The sequence below is a fragment of the Lysobacter sp. DMC104 genome (genome assembly GCF_056313665.1).
This window is the reverse complement of sequence record NZ_JBQUZW010000010.1, coordinates 58137-72995: the sequence shown is the minus strand read 5'-3', so window position 1 is coordinate 72995 and position 14859 is coordinate 58137. Positions and strand designations below refer to the sequence as shown.

The window sequence follows — 14859 nt, the reverse complement described above, 5'->3', positions numbered from 1 at the left end:
GCCGCCGTGTCGCGACCGGCTTCGGCGCTCAGATCGCCTTCGAGAACCGCGGGGCCTCGGCGGGGCGGTTGAGGTAGGCGTCGAAGCACATCGCGATGTTGCGCAGGAGCATGCGGCCGCGGGACGTGGCCGCGATGCGGTCCTGGCCGACGACGACGAGGCCATCTTCCTGCAGCGGCGCCAGCCGCTGGATGGCGTCGGCGAAGTAGTCGCGGAAGTCGATGCCGTAGCGGCGTTCCAGCGCGGACACCGGGATCTCGCCCTGGCACATCAGGCCCTGGATCAGGTCGGCGCGCAGCGCGTCGTCGTCGCTGAGGAACATGCCGCGGAACACCGGCAGGCGGCCTTCGTCCAGCGCGGTCTGCCACGACGGCAGGTCGCGCGGGTTCTGGCTGTAGCTCTCGCCGATGTGGCTGATCGCGCTCACGCCGAAACCGATCAGGTCGCTGTCGGCGTGGGTGGTGTAGCCCATGAAGTTTCGGTGCAGGCCACCGCGGGCCTGCGCCTGCGCCAGTTCGTCGTCGGGCAGCGCGAAGTGGTCCATGCCGATGTAGACGTAACCGGCGTCGGTCAGGGTCTCGATCGCCAGCTGCAGCAACGCGAGCTTGGTCTCGGCGTCGGGCAGCAGGCTGGCGTCGAGCTGGCGCTGCGCCTTGAACAGGTCCGGCAGGTGCGCGTAGCTGTAGACCGCCAGCCGGTCCGGGCGCATCGCGATCACCGTGTCCAGCGTGCGCCGGAAGCCGGCGAGGGTCTGGTTGGGCAGGCCGTAGATCAGGTCGATGTTGACCGAGCGGAAGCCGTGGCTGCGGCAGGCGTCGACCACGGCGCGGGTCTGCTCCACGCCCTGGATGCGGTTGACCGCCTCCTGCACCGCGGGGTCGAAATCCTGCACGCCGAGGCTGGCGCGGTTGAAGCCGGCCAGCGACAGCTCGGCGATGTCGGCCGGCAGCACCGTGCGCGGATCCAGCTCGATCGAGATGTCGCGGTCGTCGGCGTCGCTGAAGCGGAAGTGGCGCTTGAGCACGTCGACCGTGCAGCGCAGCTGGGTCGGGCTGAGGAAGTTCGGGGTGCCGCCGCCGAAGTGCAGCTGGATCACTTCGCGGTCGCGGTCGAACAGCGGCGCCACCGCCGCGATCTCGCGGCACAGGTGGGTGAGGTAGGCGTCGGCGCGGGACTTGTCGCGGGTGATCACCCGGTTGCAGCCGCAGTAGAAGCACGGGCTGAGGCAGAACGGCACGTGCACGTACAGCGACAGCCGGCGCGGGATCGGGTCGCCGTTGCTGTCGCGGATCGCCCGTTGCAAGGCTTCCGGGCCGAAGCCGGCATCGAACTGCGGCGCGGTCGGATACGACGTGTAGCGGGGCCCGGGCCGGTCGTAGCGGCGCAGCAGGTCGGCGTCGAAGGCGAGTGCAGGGATCATGGCCGGCAGCCTAGGCGGAGGCGCGCGCGGCCGCCTTGACCCGGATCAACATCGCCGACCCGCCATCAGGCGGGGCCGCGACCGGCGCCGTTCAGCCGAGCACGCCGCCGGGCAGCCCCAGCTCCACCGACAGCGCCAGATGGTCCGACCCCGCGGCCGGGACGGCACGCATGCCGGCGCAGGACAGGCCCTCGCCGACCAGGATGTGGTCGATCGCGCGCTGCGGGCGCCAGCTGGGGAAGGTGTGCACGGCGCAGGCCGGCGGTTGCAGCCGGGTGCGCTGGAACAGCACCGCCATCTCCGGCTGGTCGACGGTGCAGTTGAAGTCGCCCATCAGCACCGAGTGCGGATGGTCCTGCAGCAGTTCGCCGATGAAGGCGAGCTGCGAGCGACGCGAGCCGGCTCCCAGCGACAAGTGGGCCACGGCGATCGTCAGGCTGTCGGCGGCACGGCCGAAACGGGCGATCAGCACCCCGCGGCCGGAGATCCGGCCCGGCAGCGCATGGTCCTCGACCGCCACCGGTTCGAACCGGGACAGCAAGGCGTTGGCACTGGACGCGACCCGGCCGACGCGGCGGTTGGGCTGGTGGCTCCAGAAATCGAAGCCCGCGCGCTCGGCGAGGTAATGGGTCTGGTTGGTGAACCCGGACCGCCAGCTGCCCGGGTCGCTCTCCTGCAGGCCGACGATGTCGTGGTCGGCGGCCAGTGCGGCGATGGCGTCCAGCGAGGCGCGCTTGCCCAGCGGGATCACGTGCGACCAGCTGCGGGTCGCGTAGTCGGTGTAGCGGCGGGTGGTGTTGCCCGCCTGGATGTTCGCGCTCAGCAGCCGCAGCCGCCGCGGGACGTCCGCGGCGGCGGGGCGATCGACCGCCGCCTGCGGGTGCTCCATCGCGGCCGGCCCGTCCGGGCTCAGCGCTGGCCGCCCTGGGCGGCTTCGTGCGCGATCAGAAGGTCGACGATGTGCATGCGGTCTTCCGGGGTGCGGCCGCCGGTCACGCGGTACTTGCCGTTGACCATCAGCGTCGGCGTGCCGTTGACCTGCTGCTGCACGATGTACTGCTTGGCCTTGTTGAACTTCGCCATCACCGCGAAGCTCTTCATGTTGGCCGCGAACTGGCGGGCGTCGACGCCGCCGAGCTTCGCGTAGACCGCGGCGATGGCCTCGTCGCTGTCCTCGGCGCGCTCGCCCTGGAGCTTGTTCTCCAGGTGGATCGCGTCGTAGATGCCGGTGTGCGACTTGGCCTCGATGCCCATCAGCTGCGCGGCGTAGAAGGCGCGCACGTACTGGTCCCACTTCGGGCCGAACGCGGCCGGGACGTAGGTGAAGCGCACCTGCGGCGGCAGCGTCTTCTCCCACTTCGACAGCGCCGGCTGGAAGGCGTAGCAGGCCGGGCAGACGAAGTTGAAGACTTCCACCACCTCGACCTTGCCGTCCAGCGGGTCGAACGGCTGGCCGTTCTTGATCAGCTCGTAGTCGGTGCCGAGCTTCAGGCCCGGGATCGCCTCGCCCGAGGCGGCCGGGGCGGCGGCGGCGGGATCCTGCGCCGGCGTGGCGGCGGCCTGGGCGGCAGCGTTCGGGTCGTTCGCGGCCTTGGCGGCAGCCTCGGCGGCGGCCATCGTGGCGGCATCATCGGCCGGCGCCGGGGTCACGGCGGCGGTGTCGGCGGGCGCGGCGGTCTCGGCCGGCTTGTCGCCACCGCAGGCGGTCAGCGCGAGGGCGGCCAGCAGCGCGAGGATCAGGTGTCGCTTCATTCGTGTGTCTCCAGTCGTAATCCGGGGCGGCATCAGCGCGGCGCGGCGGCCGCGGCGCGTTCCATGGCGATGAGGGCGTCGACGACGCGCATGCGGTCTTCCAGGCGGGGTGTGCGCACCACGTACTTGCCGTTGACCACCAGGGTCGGCGTGCCGCTGACCTGGTTGGCGATCATGAAGGCCTTGGAACGGGCGATGCGCGCGGCGACGTCCTTCGACTGCATCAGCGCCGTCATCTTCGCCGCGTTCAGACCATGCTGCCCGAACCAGGTTCCCACTTCGCCCACGCTGGCGTTGCTGCGCGGCAGCGTCCCGTCCTCGTGGATGGCGTCGAACAGCGCCTGGTGCAGTTTCGGCACGGCCTTGACGCTGTCGGCGGCGAAGAAGGCCTTGGCGTAGCTGTCGTCGGGATCGAAACCGGCGGGCACGTAGACGAAATCGACGTCGGCCGGCTTGGTCCGCTTCCATGCATCCACCATCGGCTGGAAATGGGCGCAGTGCGGGCACCAGTAGGCGAAGACCTCGGCCACCTCGATGCGGCCGTCGGGCGCGCGCTGCCAGCGCTGCCCCTGCTCCAGCACCTCGTAGTCGACGCCGGCCTTCGGCGGCCCGGCCGGCGCCTGCGCGCAGGCGGTCAGTGGAAGGATCAACAGCAGCAACCAGGCGAAGAAACGCGGCATGGACGGCATCCTGCGATGGGAAATGCGACGGGATCTCTGGAAACGCGAACGCCGGCCCGGAGTCTCTCCGTGCCGGCGTTCCTGTGCGGGCGTGCCCCTGCGGGCGGCGCGGGCGGGCATCGCCCGGCGGCTCAGCCCTTCTTCGCGCCGGCGGCCGCGGCTTCGGCGGCGCGCGGATGCAGGCCCTGCATGTAGCTGGACAGCGCCTGGATCTCTTCGTCGGTCAGCGGGGCGGCCACGGTGGCCATCACGTTGTACAGGGTCTTGTCCTGCACGGTGGTCTCGCCGGTGCGGTACTCCTGCAGGCGGCGGGCGGTGTACCAGCTCTGCTGGCCACCGACGTGCGGGTAGGCCGGGCCCGGGTTGCCGGCGCCGGCGGGGCCATGGCAGGCAGTGCAGGCCGGGATGCCGCGGGCGGCGTCACCGCCGCGATAGAGCTTCTGGCCGACCTCGTAGAACTTCATGCCGTTGTACGGGCTCTTGGGGTCGGTGATCGCGGTGTCGTCGGCGATGCCGGCGCCCGAGACCTGGGTGGCGAAATAGGCGCCGATGTCGCGCATGTCCTGCGCGCTGAGCGCGGCGGCGAACGGCTGCATGATCGGGTTCACGCGCTGGCCGCTCTTGAACAGGGTCAGCTGGTTCGCGATGTAGCGCTCGCTCTGGCCGGCGAGGCGCGGGTAGAGGTCGGCATTGGTCGAATTGCCGTCCAGGCCGTGGCAGGCGGCGCAGGCGCCGGCCTTGGTGGCCCCGGCCTGCGGATCGCCGCCCTTGGCCTTGGCCAGTTCGGCCGCCGCAGCCGCGGCATCCAGCGGCGCGGTCTGGACCGGCGCGGCGTCGGGCGCGGGGGTGACGGTGGTCTGGGCGATGGCGGCCGCCGCCACCGCGAAGACCGCGAGACCGGCAAGACCGAAGGCACGGGCGTGACGCATGCTCAACACTCCAAGGGACGGGGCGCGTGACCGGCGGATGCCGGCGGCGGGCCGAAACCGTGAAATTATCGTCGCGGCGCCGGGGTGGGTCAAACCGGCCCGATCGCCGGCCGTGCGATCCTATGCCGATGGCCATGCCCCCGAACCCCTTCGCCCGCGCCGACTACCGGCTCGCGGCGCACACGCCGCGCCAGCTGCCGCCCGATCAGGGCGCCGAAGTCGCCTTCGCCGGTCGCTCCAACGCCGGGAAATCCAGCGCGCTCAACGCCCTGTGCCAGCAGAACGCCCTCGCCCGCGTCTCCAAGACGCCCGGCCGGACCCAGCAGCTGGTCTACTTCGGGCTGCCGCCGCACGAGGACCGTTACCTCGTCGATCTGCCCGGCTACGGCTACGCCAAGGTGCCGAAGGACCTCCAGGCCCACTGGCAGGCCTTCATCGACCAGTACTTCCGCACCCGCCAGGCGCTGAAGGGTCTGGTGGTGGTGATGGACATCCGCCACCCGCTGAAGGACTACGACCGGCAGATCATCGGCTTCGCGGTCGAGAACGGCCTGCCCGTCCACGCCCTGCTGACCAAGGCCGACAAACTCGGCCGCGGCGCTGCCGGCAACACCCTGCTGGCCGTCCGCCGCGACCTCGCCGCCGCCTTCGGCGACACCGTCAGCGCCCAGACCTTCTCCGCCGAATCGAAAGCCGGCGTGGAGGAACTGCGGGCGCTGGTGGCGGGGTGGCTGGGGGTGTGAAAACCCGTTTCACTGGACCGATGCATCGCCGAAAGGACTTCCGCATGAAGACCCGTTTCCTGCTGACCCTCGCGTTCGCCTTGCCCGCATGCACCGGGCAATCGAACACGACGACGGACACCGCCACGGCGGCCGTCCACCCCAAGGGCGCCGCACAGGCGCCGGCGCCATCGAACACCGACTGGGTCCCCGCGTATCTGGATGCCGCCGCGAAGGCGGACCTGATCGAGGACGACCAGAAGCGCTGCCTCGAGTACCCCGACATTCCGGGCCTTTCATGGGACAAGACGATCGTCGCCAGCCGTTGCGGTTTCCTGCGGGCGCCGTCGCTGGGGCTGGACGAAATCGAATCCCGTCTGGATGCTGCCGATGGCCCGCAAGCACTCGACGCGTACTACGCGGCACGCCTCCGGGAAGTCGGAACCGGCCCCGATGCCGGCGTTCGCCAGGACGGCCTGTTCGCCGATTTCGGGATTTTCTCGCAGTACGGACTGGCCGGCGACCTGGCCCGTGAGTGGCTTCGCCGCGACGTGGACAGTCCCTATGCCCATCTCGCCGTGGGCATGCAGGGACTCTTCGAATCACAGATGGCGCGAGGCACCACATACGCGAGCGAAATCCCCGAGGGTCAGGATGCGTATTTCGTCGAACGCGGCAAACCGTCGCTGGAACATCTGCGGACCGCAGCTCGCAAACTTCCGGGACTGACGCCCGCGTGCGCCCTCGGCGCGGACGCCGCCAAGTTACTCGGCGACCAGGAAGCATGGGAAGAACTCGTCGATATCTGCCTGCAAAACGCGCCCGCCTCCTACGCTTTCAACATCGCGTGGGCCGGTGGCGCAAGTGCACTCTGGGGTGGCAGCAGACTCGACCGCGATGCCGTGCGCGCGAATGTCACCAAATACCGGCAAGCGAATGCCGCCCTGGCCTCTGTCGAAACGCGCCTCGACCTGGACAAGGTCGGTCCACGCGCCGAAACCAGCGGTTCGCGTGTCGATGCGTTGCATGAAATCGCGGCACGCGCACCCAACAGTCTGGTGTTGAGCCGGATCTCGTACGGTTATTACCAGCAAGGGAACATCCTGCTCGCAAGCGCCTATGCGGCGCAGGCGTATCGGTTCTGGCCCCGCGACGACGCCCATCTGGAAACGCGATACGGCCACGCTGTACGCACCGGTCGCTTCGATGATGTGCTGCGCATCCAGCGCCAGCGACTGGCGCTCAATCCATACCGACTGACTTCGCTCGCCAGCGTCTATCGTCTTCCGAACCTCATCGCGCAGCACGACGGCGCGGGCGAGCCGATGCCGGCAGACGTGGACATGAAATCGACGGATGCGCTGAACGCTGGCAATTGCCTCGAACAGCAAGTGATGGTCAACCCGTTCTTCACGCCGGCAAGGGCTTGTACCGCAGAACTGATCGAACAGTCTCCGGACTCCGCCTACGCCTGGCTGACCCTGGCCGAATGGAAACTGCGGACGCGCAAGGATCCCGGCAAGGAGATCGACCGTTTCCTGGCCTTGGCGGACCGCAAGGATCCCTATCTGGCGCCCTTGATCCACCGGTACGAACGGCTGCGCACGCGACTTCCGAAAAGCGCAACGCTCTAGATCGTGTCACGCCCGCCTAACCTGGCCCCCGCAACCTCGGATCCATCCACGCCCGCAGCGCATCGACCAGCGCGTTGATCAGCACGATCAGCGCGCCGACCACCAGCACCACGCCGAGCACCAGCGTGTAGTCGCGATTGAGCGCGCCCTGCACGAAGAACCGGCCCATGCCGGGGATGCCGAACACCTGCTCCACCACCGCCGAGCCGGTGACGATGTTGATCAGCGCCGGCGACAGCCACGCCGCCACCGGCAGCAGCGCCGGGCGCAGGGCATGGGCGAACAGCAGCCGTGCTTCGGAGAGGCCGCGGGCGCGGGCGGCGGCGAGGTACTCGGCGCCGAGCACGTCGAGCATCGACGCGCGGGTCAGGCGCGCGCAGTAGGCGAGGTTCGGCAGCGCCAGCGCGATCACCGGCAGCACGAGGTTGGCGGGCTCGCCCCAACCGCCCGCAGGCAGCCAGTGCAGCGTCACCGCGAACAGCAGCACCAGCAGCGGCGCGACGACGTATTTCGGCACCGCCAGCCCGAGGCCCGCGACCAGCATCAATGCGCGATCCAGCCACGAGCCCGCGCGCAGCGCCGCCCACGTGCCGAGCGGGACCCCCAGCGCCAGCGCCAGCAGCAGCGCCAGAGCGCCGTTGAGCGCGGACACCGGCAGTGCCTGGCCGACGAGCTGGTTGACGGTGTAGTCGGGATACTGGAACGACGGGCCGAGATCGCCGTGCAGCACGTCGCCCAGCCACGCGCCGTACTGCGCGACGAGCGGGCGATCCAGCCGGTAGCGCGCGGCCAGTGCGGCCTGCACTTCCGGCGGCGCGGCCTTCTCGCTGTCGAACGGACCACCGGGCGCGGCGCGCAGCAGGACGAAGCACAGCGTGGCCAGCAGCCACAGCGTCAGCAGCGCCTCGGCCGCACGCACGCCGAAGCGACGGAACGCGGCTGGCGTCATCCGACCTGGACGTGGAACAGACGGCCGATCAGCGCCGCGGCGCCCATCGCCGCCACGCCCCAGAACGCCACGCGCGCGGCGCCGCGCGGGATCGAGGCCCCGCCCACCCACGCCGCCAGCGCACCGGAGGCGAGCAGCGCGACCAGCGTGGTGATCGCGGTGACGATCTCGATCCGGCCGGCCGGCGCCAGCAGCACCGCGACGATCGGCAACAGGGCACCGCAGGCGAAGGCCGCGGCCGAAGCCAGCGCCGCCTGCAGCGGCCGGGCGCGCAACGCATCGGTGATGCCGAGTTCGTCGCGCAGGTGCGCGCCGAGTGCGTCGTGCGCGGTCAGCTGCTTCGCCACCTGCGCCGCGAGGTCCGGGGTCAGGCCGCGGCCGATGTAGATGTGGGTGAGCTCGTGCAGCTCGTGGTCGGGCTCTTCGGCCAGTTCGCGGGTTTCCTTGGCGATGTCCGCGGTCTCGGTGTCGGCCTGCGACTGCACCGAAACGTACTCGCCGGCGGCCATCGACATCGCGCCGGCGACGATGCCGGCGATGCCGCTGCCGAGCACGGCACCGGCCGTGGCGCCGGTGGCGGCCACGCCGACGACCAGGCCGGCGATCGAGATGATGCCGTCGTTCGCGCCCAGCACTGCGGCACGCAGCCAGCCGACGTGCTCGGTGCGATGGGTTTCCCGATGACTGCGACGCATCGCGTTCTCCCCTGTTCCGGTTCAGGCGGCACGCGCCGCGATCCGCGCAGTGTACTGCGGGGCGCCCGGCCGCCGCCGGTGCCGATTCTCATTCGCCGGCTCCATGCGCGAACGTCATTTGCCGGTTCGATCGAGCGCCCCCGGCCCGCCTCATTCCGTTGCCGCGCCCGGCCGCAGCGACAGCCAGCGTGAGGCGTGCCGGTCCAGCGCGTTCGGCGCATGGCCGGCCACCCGCGGCGCGACCAGATGCTTGGAGGTGTAGAAGTACAGCGGCACTACCGCGTTCGCGTTCAGTAACCGCAGCTCCGCGGCGTGCAGCCACGCGTTGCGGGCCTCTTCGCTGCGTGCGGCATCGGCCTTCGCGATCAGCGTGCGGTAGTGCGCATCGTCGTACCCCGGCCAGTTCAGCGGGCCGTCCCCGGAAAAGCCGACCAGGAAGTTGCGCGCATCGGCGACGTCGCCGATCCAGCCGCCGCGGAACGCCTGCGTGATCGCGCGCTGGCGGCGGTTCTGCACGAATACCTTCCATTCCTCGTTGCGCAGGCGCACACGCACGCCGAGGGTGTCGCGCCACATCGCCGCGACCGCGAGCGCCAGCCGGCGATGCGGCGTCGACGTGTTGTAACGCAGCTCCAGCGTCAGCGGATTGGCTTCGGAATAACCCGCGGCGCGATACAGCGCCTTCGCGCGCGCATCGCGCCACGCCTGCGTCTGCGCCGCCCACGGCAGCGCGGCCGGCGTATAGCCGGGAATGCCCGGCGGCACGATGCCGTAGGCCGGCGTTTCACCGAGGCCGGTGATCGAGCGCGTCAGCCGGTCGCGATCCACCGCCAGCGACAGCGCTTCGCGCAGCGCGGGCGCATCGCGCAGCGGCGGCTTCGTCAGATTCAATCCCAGCCAGAACGCACCGAGATACGGCGAGATGCGCAGGCGATCGCCGAAGCGTGCGCGCAGCGCCGGCAGCGGCTGCGGCGGCACGGTCTCGGTGATGTCGAGGTCGCCCGCGGCGAAGCGCTGCAGTTCCGCGGCGGCGTCTTCGGTGACATGGAAACGCACTTCGGGAATGCGCACCGCGGCTGCGTCATGGAACCAGCGGTTCTTCGCGACCACGAGGTTCGCCTGCGGCGTCCACGCAACGAGCGTGTACGCGCCGTTGCTCACCAGATGCCCGGGACGCGTGTGCTGCGCGCCGTCGCGCGCGACCGCGGGCAGGTAAACGGGGAACGCGATCGGCAGCGTGAGCAGCGCCGGCATCGCCACCCGGCGCGTGGTGCGGATGCGCACGGTGCGCGCATCGGGCGCGTCGATGCCGAGACGCTCCGACGGCGCGTCGCCGGCCTGCACCGCCCTGGCGCCGACCACGGCATCGAACTGTTCGGCGAACGGCGCCGCGGTGTCGGGCGCGAAGGCGCGGCGGAAACTCGCGACGATCTGCGGCGCATCCAGCGCCTCGCCGTTGCTCCAGCGCAGGCCGGCGCGCAGGTGGAACGTCCATGTGCGACCGTCGGCCGAGACCTCCCAGCGCTCGGCCATGCCCGGGATCAGCCGGCCGACCGCATCCTCGGTCACCAGTCCTTCGTACAGATCACGCAGGATGTTGCCGCAGGCGACCTCCTGGCAGCGGTGCGCATCCAGCGTGGCCGGCTCCGGTCCGTTGCCCCGCTCCAGGCGCTGCGCGGGCGCCTGCGCCCCGGCGTCGATGGAACACAGAAAAAGCAGCAGGGCGACAATGCGCATGTCGGGGACGGCTATAGTGCGGTCCTTGCGATGGTAGGGCAGTGCCCCCATTTCGCCCAACCGTCATCGCCGCGCAACGGCCGGCCGCACTGCCGCCTCCGTTGCCGGTCCCCCTCATGGAAGCCCCGATGTCCAGTCCCAGCCACGTCGCCGATACGCCCGTCACCGACCGCGACCAACTGGTGGCGACCCTCGCCTCCGGCGAGAAACCCAGGGCCGACTGGCGCATCGGCACCGAGCACGAAAAGTTCGGCTTCCGCACCGACGACCTGCGCGCCCCGACCTTCGACGGCGATCGCGGCATCGAGGCGCTGCTCGACGGCATGACCCGCTTCGGCTGGACGCCCGCGCCGGAACACGGCCGCACCATCGCGCTGACCCGCGACAGTGCATCGGTCACGCTGGAACCGGCCGGCCAGCTCGAGCTCTCCGGCGCGCCGCTGGAGACCATCCACCAGACGCACGACGAGATCGCGACCCACCTCGACGAAGTGAAGGCCGTCGCCGAACCGATGGGCCTGGGCTTCCTCGGCATGGGCTTCCAGCCGAAATGGCGCCGCGACGAGATGCCGTGGATGCCGAAGGGCCGCTACAAGATCATGCGCGCCTACATGCCGAAGGTCGGCAGCCTCGGTCTCGACATGATGACCCGCACCTGCACGGTGCAGGTCAACCTCGATTACGCCAGCGAAGCGGACATGGCGAAGAAGTTCCGCGTGTCGCTCGCGCTGCAGCCGATCGCGACCGCGCTGTTCGCCGATTCGCCGTTCACCGAAGGCAAGCCGAACGGCTACCGCAGCTACCGTTCGCACATCTGGACCGACACCGACGCCGGCCGCACCGGCATGCTCGACTTCGTGTTCGAGGACGGCTTCGGTTACGAGCGCTACGTCGACTACCTGCTCGACGTGCCGATGTACTTCTCGTACCGCAACGGCGAATACGTCGACGCCAGCGGCCAGAGCTTCCGCGACTTCCTCGCCGGCAAGCTGCCCGCGCTGCCCGGCGCGCTGCCGACGCTGCGTGACTGGTCCGACCACATGACCACCGCCTTCCCCGAGGTGCGGCTGAAGAAGTACCTCGAGATGCGCGGCGCCGACAGCGGCCCGCTCGATCGCCTGTGCGCGCTGCCGGCGTTCTGGGTCGGCCTGCTGTACGACGAAACCGCGCTCGATGCCGCGTGGGACCTCGTGAAGGACTTCACGCTCGCCGAACGCCATGCCCTGCGCGACGGCGTGCCGAAGCACGCGCTCGCCCTGCCCTTCCGCAACGGCACCGCCCGCGACCTCGCCCGCGAAGCGGTGAAGATCGCCGCCGAAGGCCTGCGCCGCCGCGCCCGCCTCGACGCGAACGGCACCGACGAAGCCCGCTACCTCGACCCGATCGCCGCCATCGCCGAATCCGGCGAAACCGCCGCCGACCGCAAGCTCGCCCTCTACCGCGACGCCTGGGGCGGCGACATCGATCGCGTGTTCCGCGAGTTCGCGTACTAAGGGCGGCGTCGCCGGCAGGACACCCGACACCTGCACACGAATACATCGCCGGGGATGCCCGGGTTTGTGTACCCTCGGAGGTTCGCACCCCCACTGCGAGCCCCACGATGCGCGTCCGCGAGACTCTCGAATTCGCCGGGACCGACACCCTGCTGCGCGACGACGTGCGGCGGCTGGGTGCCATGGTCGGCGAGATGCTGGCCGAGCAGGTGTCGGCCGAACTGCTGGAACAAGTCGAATCGGTGCGCCGCGCCGCGATCGCCCGCCGCGAGCGCGGCGAGGGCATCGACGAACTGGCCGATCGGCTCGCCGCGGTGCCGCTGGAAGACGCCGCGGCGCTGGTCCGCGCGTTCACCGCCTACTTCGGCGCGGTCAACCTGGCCGAGCGCGTACACCGCATCCGCCGCCGCCGCGATTACCAGCGCCGTACCGACGATCCGCAGCCGGGTGGACTCACGGCGGTGCTGGCGTCGCTGCGCGATGACGGCGTGACGCTCGACGAGTTGAAGGCGCTGTTGCCGCGACTGCGGATCGAGCCGGTGTTCACTGCGCATCCGACCGAGGCGATGCGCCGGGCGCTGCTGCTCAAGGAGCGCACGATCGTCGAGCGCCTGATCGCCGACATCGACCGCCAGCGCACGCCGGCCGAACGCGGCGCGGACACCGCGCGCATCCGCCAGGCGCTGACCGCGACCTGGCAGACCGCCGACGCGCCGCCGCAGCGGCCCACGGTGTCGGACGAGGTCGACCACATCGGGTTCTACCTGCATTCGGTGCTGTTCCGCGCGCTGCCGGTGTTCTACGAAGCCTTCGCCGAAGCGGTCGAGACCGTGTACGGCGAGAGCATCGATCTGCCGCCGCTGCTGCGCTTCGGCACGTGGGTCGGCGGCGACATGGACGGCAATCCGAACGTCGGCGCCGACACCATCCGCGCAGCGCTGGCGGCGCAGCGCACGAGCGTGCTCAACAACTACCGCAACGACCTGCACGCGCTGGGCGAGATCCTGACCCAGAGCCGCGGCCGCATCGGCGTGGACGACGCGATCGAGGCGCGCATCGCCGAATACACGGCGCTGTTGCCCGAGGTCGCGGCGCGGCTCAGCCCGCGGCTCACCGACATGCCGTACCGGCAGCTGATCAACCTCATGCGTGGGCGGCTGGCCGCGACGCAGTCGGGCGGACATGGCGGCTATGCGGGCGCGGACGAACTCATCGCCGATCTCCAGGCCATCGACGCCAGCCTGCGCCATCATCGCGGCGAGCACGCCGGCCGCTTCGCGCTGCAGCGCGTGCTGTGGCGCGTGCGCACCTTCGGCTTCCACCTCGCCACGCTCGACCTGCGCCAGGATTCCGGCACGCACGACGCCGCGCTGGCGGCGCTGCTGCACGACGATGCCTGGTCTGCACGTCCCGTCACCGAGCGCGTCGACCGCCTGCACGCGCTGATCGACGATACGACCGCCGCCAACGCAGGCGCAGCCGGCGCGCAATCGACGCTCGCCGTCATGCGCGCGGTGCGCGAGCTGCGCGGCAGCCACGGCGCGCATGCGTTCGGGCCGTACATCATCAGCATGAGCCGCAGCGCCGCCGACGCATTGGCAGTGCTGGCACTGGCGCGCGTCGCCGGCTGCGTCGAAGACGACCAGGTGCCGCTCGACGTCGCGCCGCTGTTCGAGACCATCGACGATCTGCGCGCCGCGCCCGAGGTGATGCGCGCGCTGTTCGATGATCCGGTGTACCGCCGCCATCTCGACGCCCGCGGCGGACAGCAGACGGTGATGCTCGGCTATTCCGACAGCGCGAAGGACGGCGGTCTGCTCGCGTCGCGCTGGTCGCTGCAACGCACGCAGGTCGAACTGCTGGAACTCTCGCAGCAGGCCGGCGTGCGCATCGTGTTCTTCCACGGCCGTGGCGGCTCGGTCAGCCGCGGCGGCGGCAAGACCGAGCGCGCGATCATCGCCGCGCCGCGCGGCACGGTCGACGGCGTGTTGCGCGTGACCGAGCAGGGCGAGGTGATCCACCGCAAGTACGGCATCCGCGCGCTGGCGCTGCGCAACCTCGAACAGGCGACCGGCGCGGTGCTGCGCGCCAGCCTGCGCCCGCGTCCGCCCGAGCCGCGCGAGGACCGCTGGCGCGCGATCGCGGCCGAGCTCGCGCAGGTCTCACGCGCGCACTACCGCGCGCTGGTGCACGAGCGCGACGATTTCCCGGCGTACTTCCGCGCGGCGACGCCGATCGACGTGATCGAACGCCTGCGCCTGGGCTCGCGGCCATCGAAGCGGCGCGAGGGCGGCATCGAGGCGCTGCGCGCGATCCCGTGGGTGTTCGCGTGGTCGCAGAACCGCAGCGGCCTGACCGGCTGGTACGGCGTCGGCACCGCGCTCGCCCGCGGCATCGAGACGCACGGCCGCGAGGCGCTGGCCGACATGGCGCGCGACTGGCCGTTCTTCGCGGCGATGCTGGACGACCTCGAGATGCTGCTGGCGAAGTCCGATCTCGCCATCTTCGAGCGCTATTCGCGCCTCGCCGGCGACCAGCACGATGCGTTCTTCCCCGGCATCGCCGAGGAGTTCGAGCGCACCGTCGACACCCTGCTCGCGCTGCGCGATCGCCCGCAGCTGCTGGAAGACGACTATCGCCTGCGCCTGTCGATCCGCCTGCGCAACCCCTACGTCGATCCGATCAGCCTGCTGCAGGTGGAACTCCTGCGCCGCTGGCGCGAGGCCGGGCGTGAGGAAGGCCCGCTGCTGGAAGCGCTGGTGACGACGATCAACGGCATCGCCGCGGGCATCCAGAACACCGGCTGAGAGAACACCACCAGGGAGAGCACGCGCCGAGGGGCGGAATC

The 14859-nt window shown here is 70.6% G+C and carries 12 protein-coding genes; 4 read left to right on the top strand and 8 right to left on the bottom strand.

Features of this window, described 5'->3' with window-relative positions:
- Positions 1-28: 28 nt before the first annotated feature.
- From hemN to ACT53R_RS13575, 5 genes are all read right to left on the bottom strand, one after another.
- Entirely contained in the window at positions 29-1420 is a 1392-nt protein-coding gene (gene hemN, locus ACT53R_RS13595) for an oxygen-independent coproporphyrinogen III oxidase (protein ID WP_476172429.1), read from the bottom strand.
- A 91-nt stretch (positions 1421-1511) separates the two neighbouring features.
- Entirely contained in the window at positions 1512-2246 is a 735-nt protein-coding gene (locus tag ACT53R_RS13590; protein ID WP_476172545.1) for an endonuclease/exonuclease/phosphatase family protein, read from the bottom strand.
- A gap of 83 nt (positions 2247-2329) precedes the next feature.
- Positions 2330-3172: a thiol:disulfide interchange protein DsbA/DsbL gene (locus ACT53R_RS13585; protein ID WP_476172428.1), complete on the bottom strand. Its 843-nt coding sequence runs from the start codon at positions 3170-3172 to the stop codon at positions 2330-2332.
- A 32-nt stretch (positions 3173-3204) separates the two neighbouring features.
- Positions 3205-3852, bottom strand: a complete 648-nt coding sequence (locus ACT53R_RS13580) for a thiol:disulfide interchange protein DsbA/DsbL (protein WP_476172427.1) — start codon at positions 3850-3852, stop codon at positions 3205-3207.
- Positions 3853-3983: 131 nt separating this feature from the next.
- A complete protein-coding gene (locus ACT53R_RS13575) occupies positions 3984-4781 on the bottom strand; it encodes a c-type cytochrome (protein ID WP_476172426.1) in 798 nt (265 codons plus the stop codon).
- Between the two features lie 134 nt (positions 4782-4915).
- Between ACT53R_RS13575 and yihA the strand changes: the two genes are divergently transcribed.
- Together yihA and ACT53R_RS13565 are read left to right on the top strand one after the other, a co-directional pair.
- A complete protein-coding gene (gene yihA / locus ACT53R_RS13570) occupies positions 4916-5524 on the top strand; it encodes a ribosome biogenesis GTP-binding protein YihA/YsxC (RefSeq protein WP_476172425.1) in 609 nt (202 codons plus the stop codon).
- A gap of 44 nt (positions 5525-5568) precedes the next feature.
- Positions 5569-7137 carry a hypothetical protein gene (locus tag ACT53R_RS13565; protein WP_476172424.1) on the top strand — a complete coding sequence of 523 codons (1569 nt, stop codon included), beginning with the start codon at positions 5569-5571 and terminating at the stop codon, positions 7135-7137.
- 16 nt (positions 7138-7153) lie between these two features.
- Here the strand turns inward: ACT53R_RS13565 and ACT53R_RS13560 are convergent, their stop codons facing one another.
- From ACT53R_RS13560 to ACT53R_RS13550, 3 genes are all read right to left on the bottom strand, one after another.
- A complete protein-coding gene (locus ACT53R_RS13560; protein WP_476172423.1) occupies positions 7154-8086 on the bottom strand; it encodes an ABC transporter permease subunit in 933 nt (310 codons plus the stop codon).
- Positions 8083-8781, bottom strand: a complete 699-nt coding sequence (locus ACT53R_RS13555; RefSeq protein WP_476172422.1) for a VIT1/CCC1 transporter family protein — start codon at positions 8779-8781, stop codon at positions 8083-8085. The genes ACT53R_RS13560 and ACT53R_RS13555 overlap by 4 nt, the downstream gene beginning before the upstream one ends.
- A gap of 150 nt (positions 8782-8931) precedes the next feature.
- Positions 8932-10518 carry a peptide ABC transporter substrate-binding protein gene (locus ACT53R_RS13550; protein WP_476172421.1) on the bottom strand — a complete coding sequence of 529 codons (1587 nt, stop codon included), beginning with the start codon at positions 10516-10518 and terminating at the stop codon, positions 8932-8934.
- 116 nt (positions 10519-10634) lie between these two features.
- On the opposite strand from ACT53R_RS13550, the gene ACT53R_RS13545 reads away from it, so the two are divergent.
- Together ACT53R_RS13545 and ppc are read left to right on the top strand one after the other, a co-directional pair.
- The gene (locus ACT53R_RS13545; protein ID WP_476172420.1) at positions 10635-12011 is read left to right on the top strand and encodes a glutamate--cysteine ligase; all 1377 of its coding nucleotides are present in this window, start codon (positions 10635-10637) and stop codon (positions 12009-12011) included.
- A 107-nt stretch (positions 12012-12118) separates the two neighbouring features.
- Complete coding sequence (ppc, locus tag ACT53R_RS13540) at positions 12119-14818, top strand: phosphoenolpyruvate carboxylase (protein WP_476172419.1); 2700 nt, start codon at positions 12119-12121, stop codon at positions 14816-14818.
- Positions 14819-14859: the final 41 nt, after the last annotated feature.

Coding starts and splice junctions, on each gene's coding strand:
- hemN (WP_476172429.1), bottom strand. CDS start 1,420: ATGATCCCTGCACTCGCCTTCGACGCCGACCTGCTGCGCCGCTACGAC.
- ACT53R_RS13585 (WP_476172428.1), bottom strand. CDS start 3,172: ATGAAGCGACACCTGATCCTCGCGCTGCTGGCCGCCCTCGCGCTGACC.
- ACT53R_RS13580 (WP_476172427.1), bottom strand. CDS start 3,852: ATGCCGCGTTTCTTCGCCTGGTTGCTGCTGTTGATCCTTCCACTGACC.
- ACT53R_RS13575 (WP_476172426.1), bottom strand. CDS start 4,781: ATGCGTCACGCCCGTGCCTTCGGTCTTGCCGGTCTCGCGGTCTTCGCG.
- yihA (WP_476172425.1), top strand. CDS start 4,916: ATGCCCCCGAACCCCTTCGCCCGCGCCGACTACCGGCTCGCGGCGCAC.
- ACT53R_RS13565 (WP_476172424.1), top strand. CDS start 5,569: ATGAAGACCCGTTTCCTGCTGACCCTCGCGTTCGCCTTGCCCGCATGC.
- ACT53R_RS13560 (WP_476172423.1), bottom strand. CDS start 8,086: ATGACGCCAGCCGCGTTCCGTCGCTTCGGCGTGCGTGCGGCCGAGGCG.
- ACT53R_RS13555 (WP_476172422.1), bottom strand. CDS start 8,781: ATGCGTCGCAGTCATCGGGAAACCCATCGCACCGAGCACGTCGGCTGG.
- ACT53R_RS13550 (WP_476172421.1), bottom strand. CDS start 10,518: ATGCGCATTGTCGCCCTGCTGCTTTTTCTGTGTTCCATCGACGCCGGG.
- ACT53R_RS13545 (WP_476172420.1), top strand. CDS start 10,635: ATGGAAGCCCCGATGTCCAGTCCCAGCCACGTCGCCGATACGCCCGTC.
- ppc (WP_476172419.1), top strand. CDS start 12,119: ATGCGCGTCCGCGAGACTCTCGAATTCGCCGGGACCGACACCCTGCTG.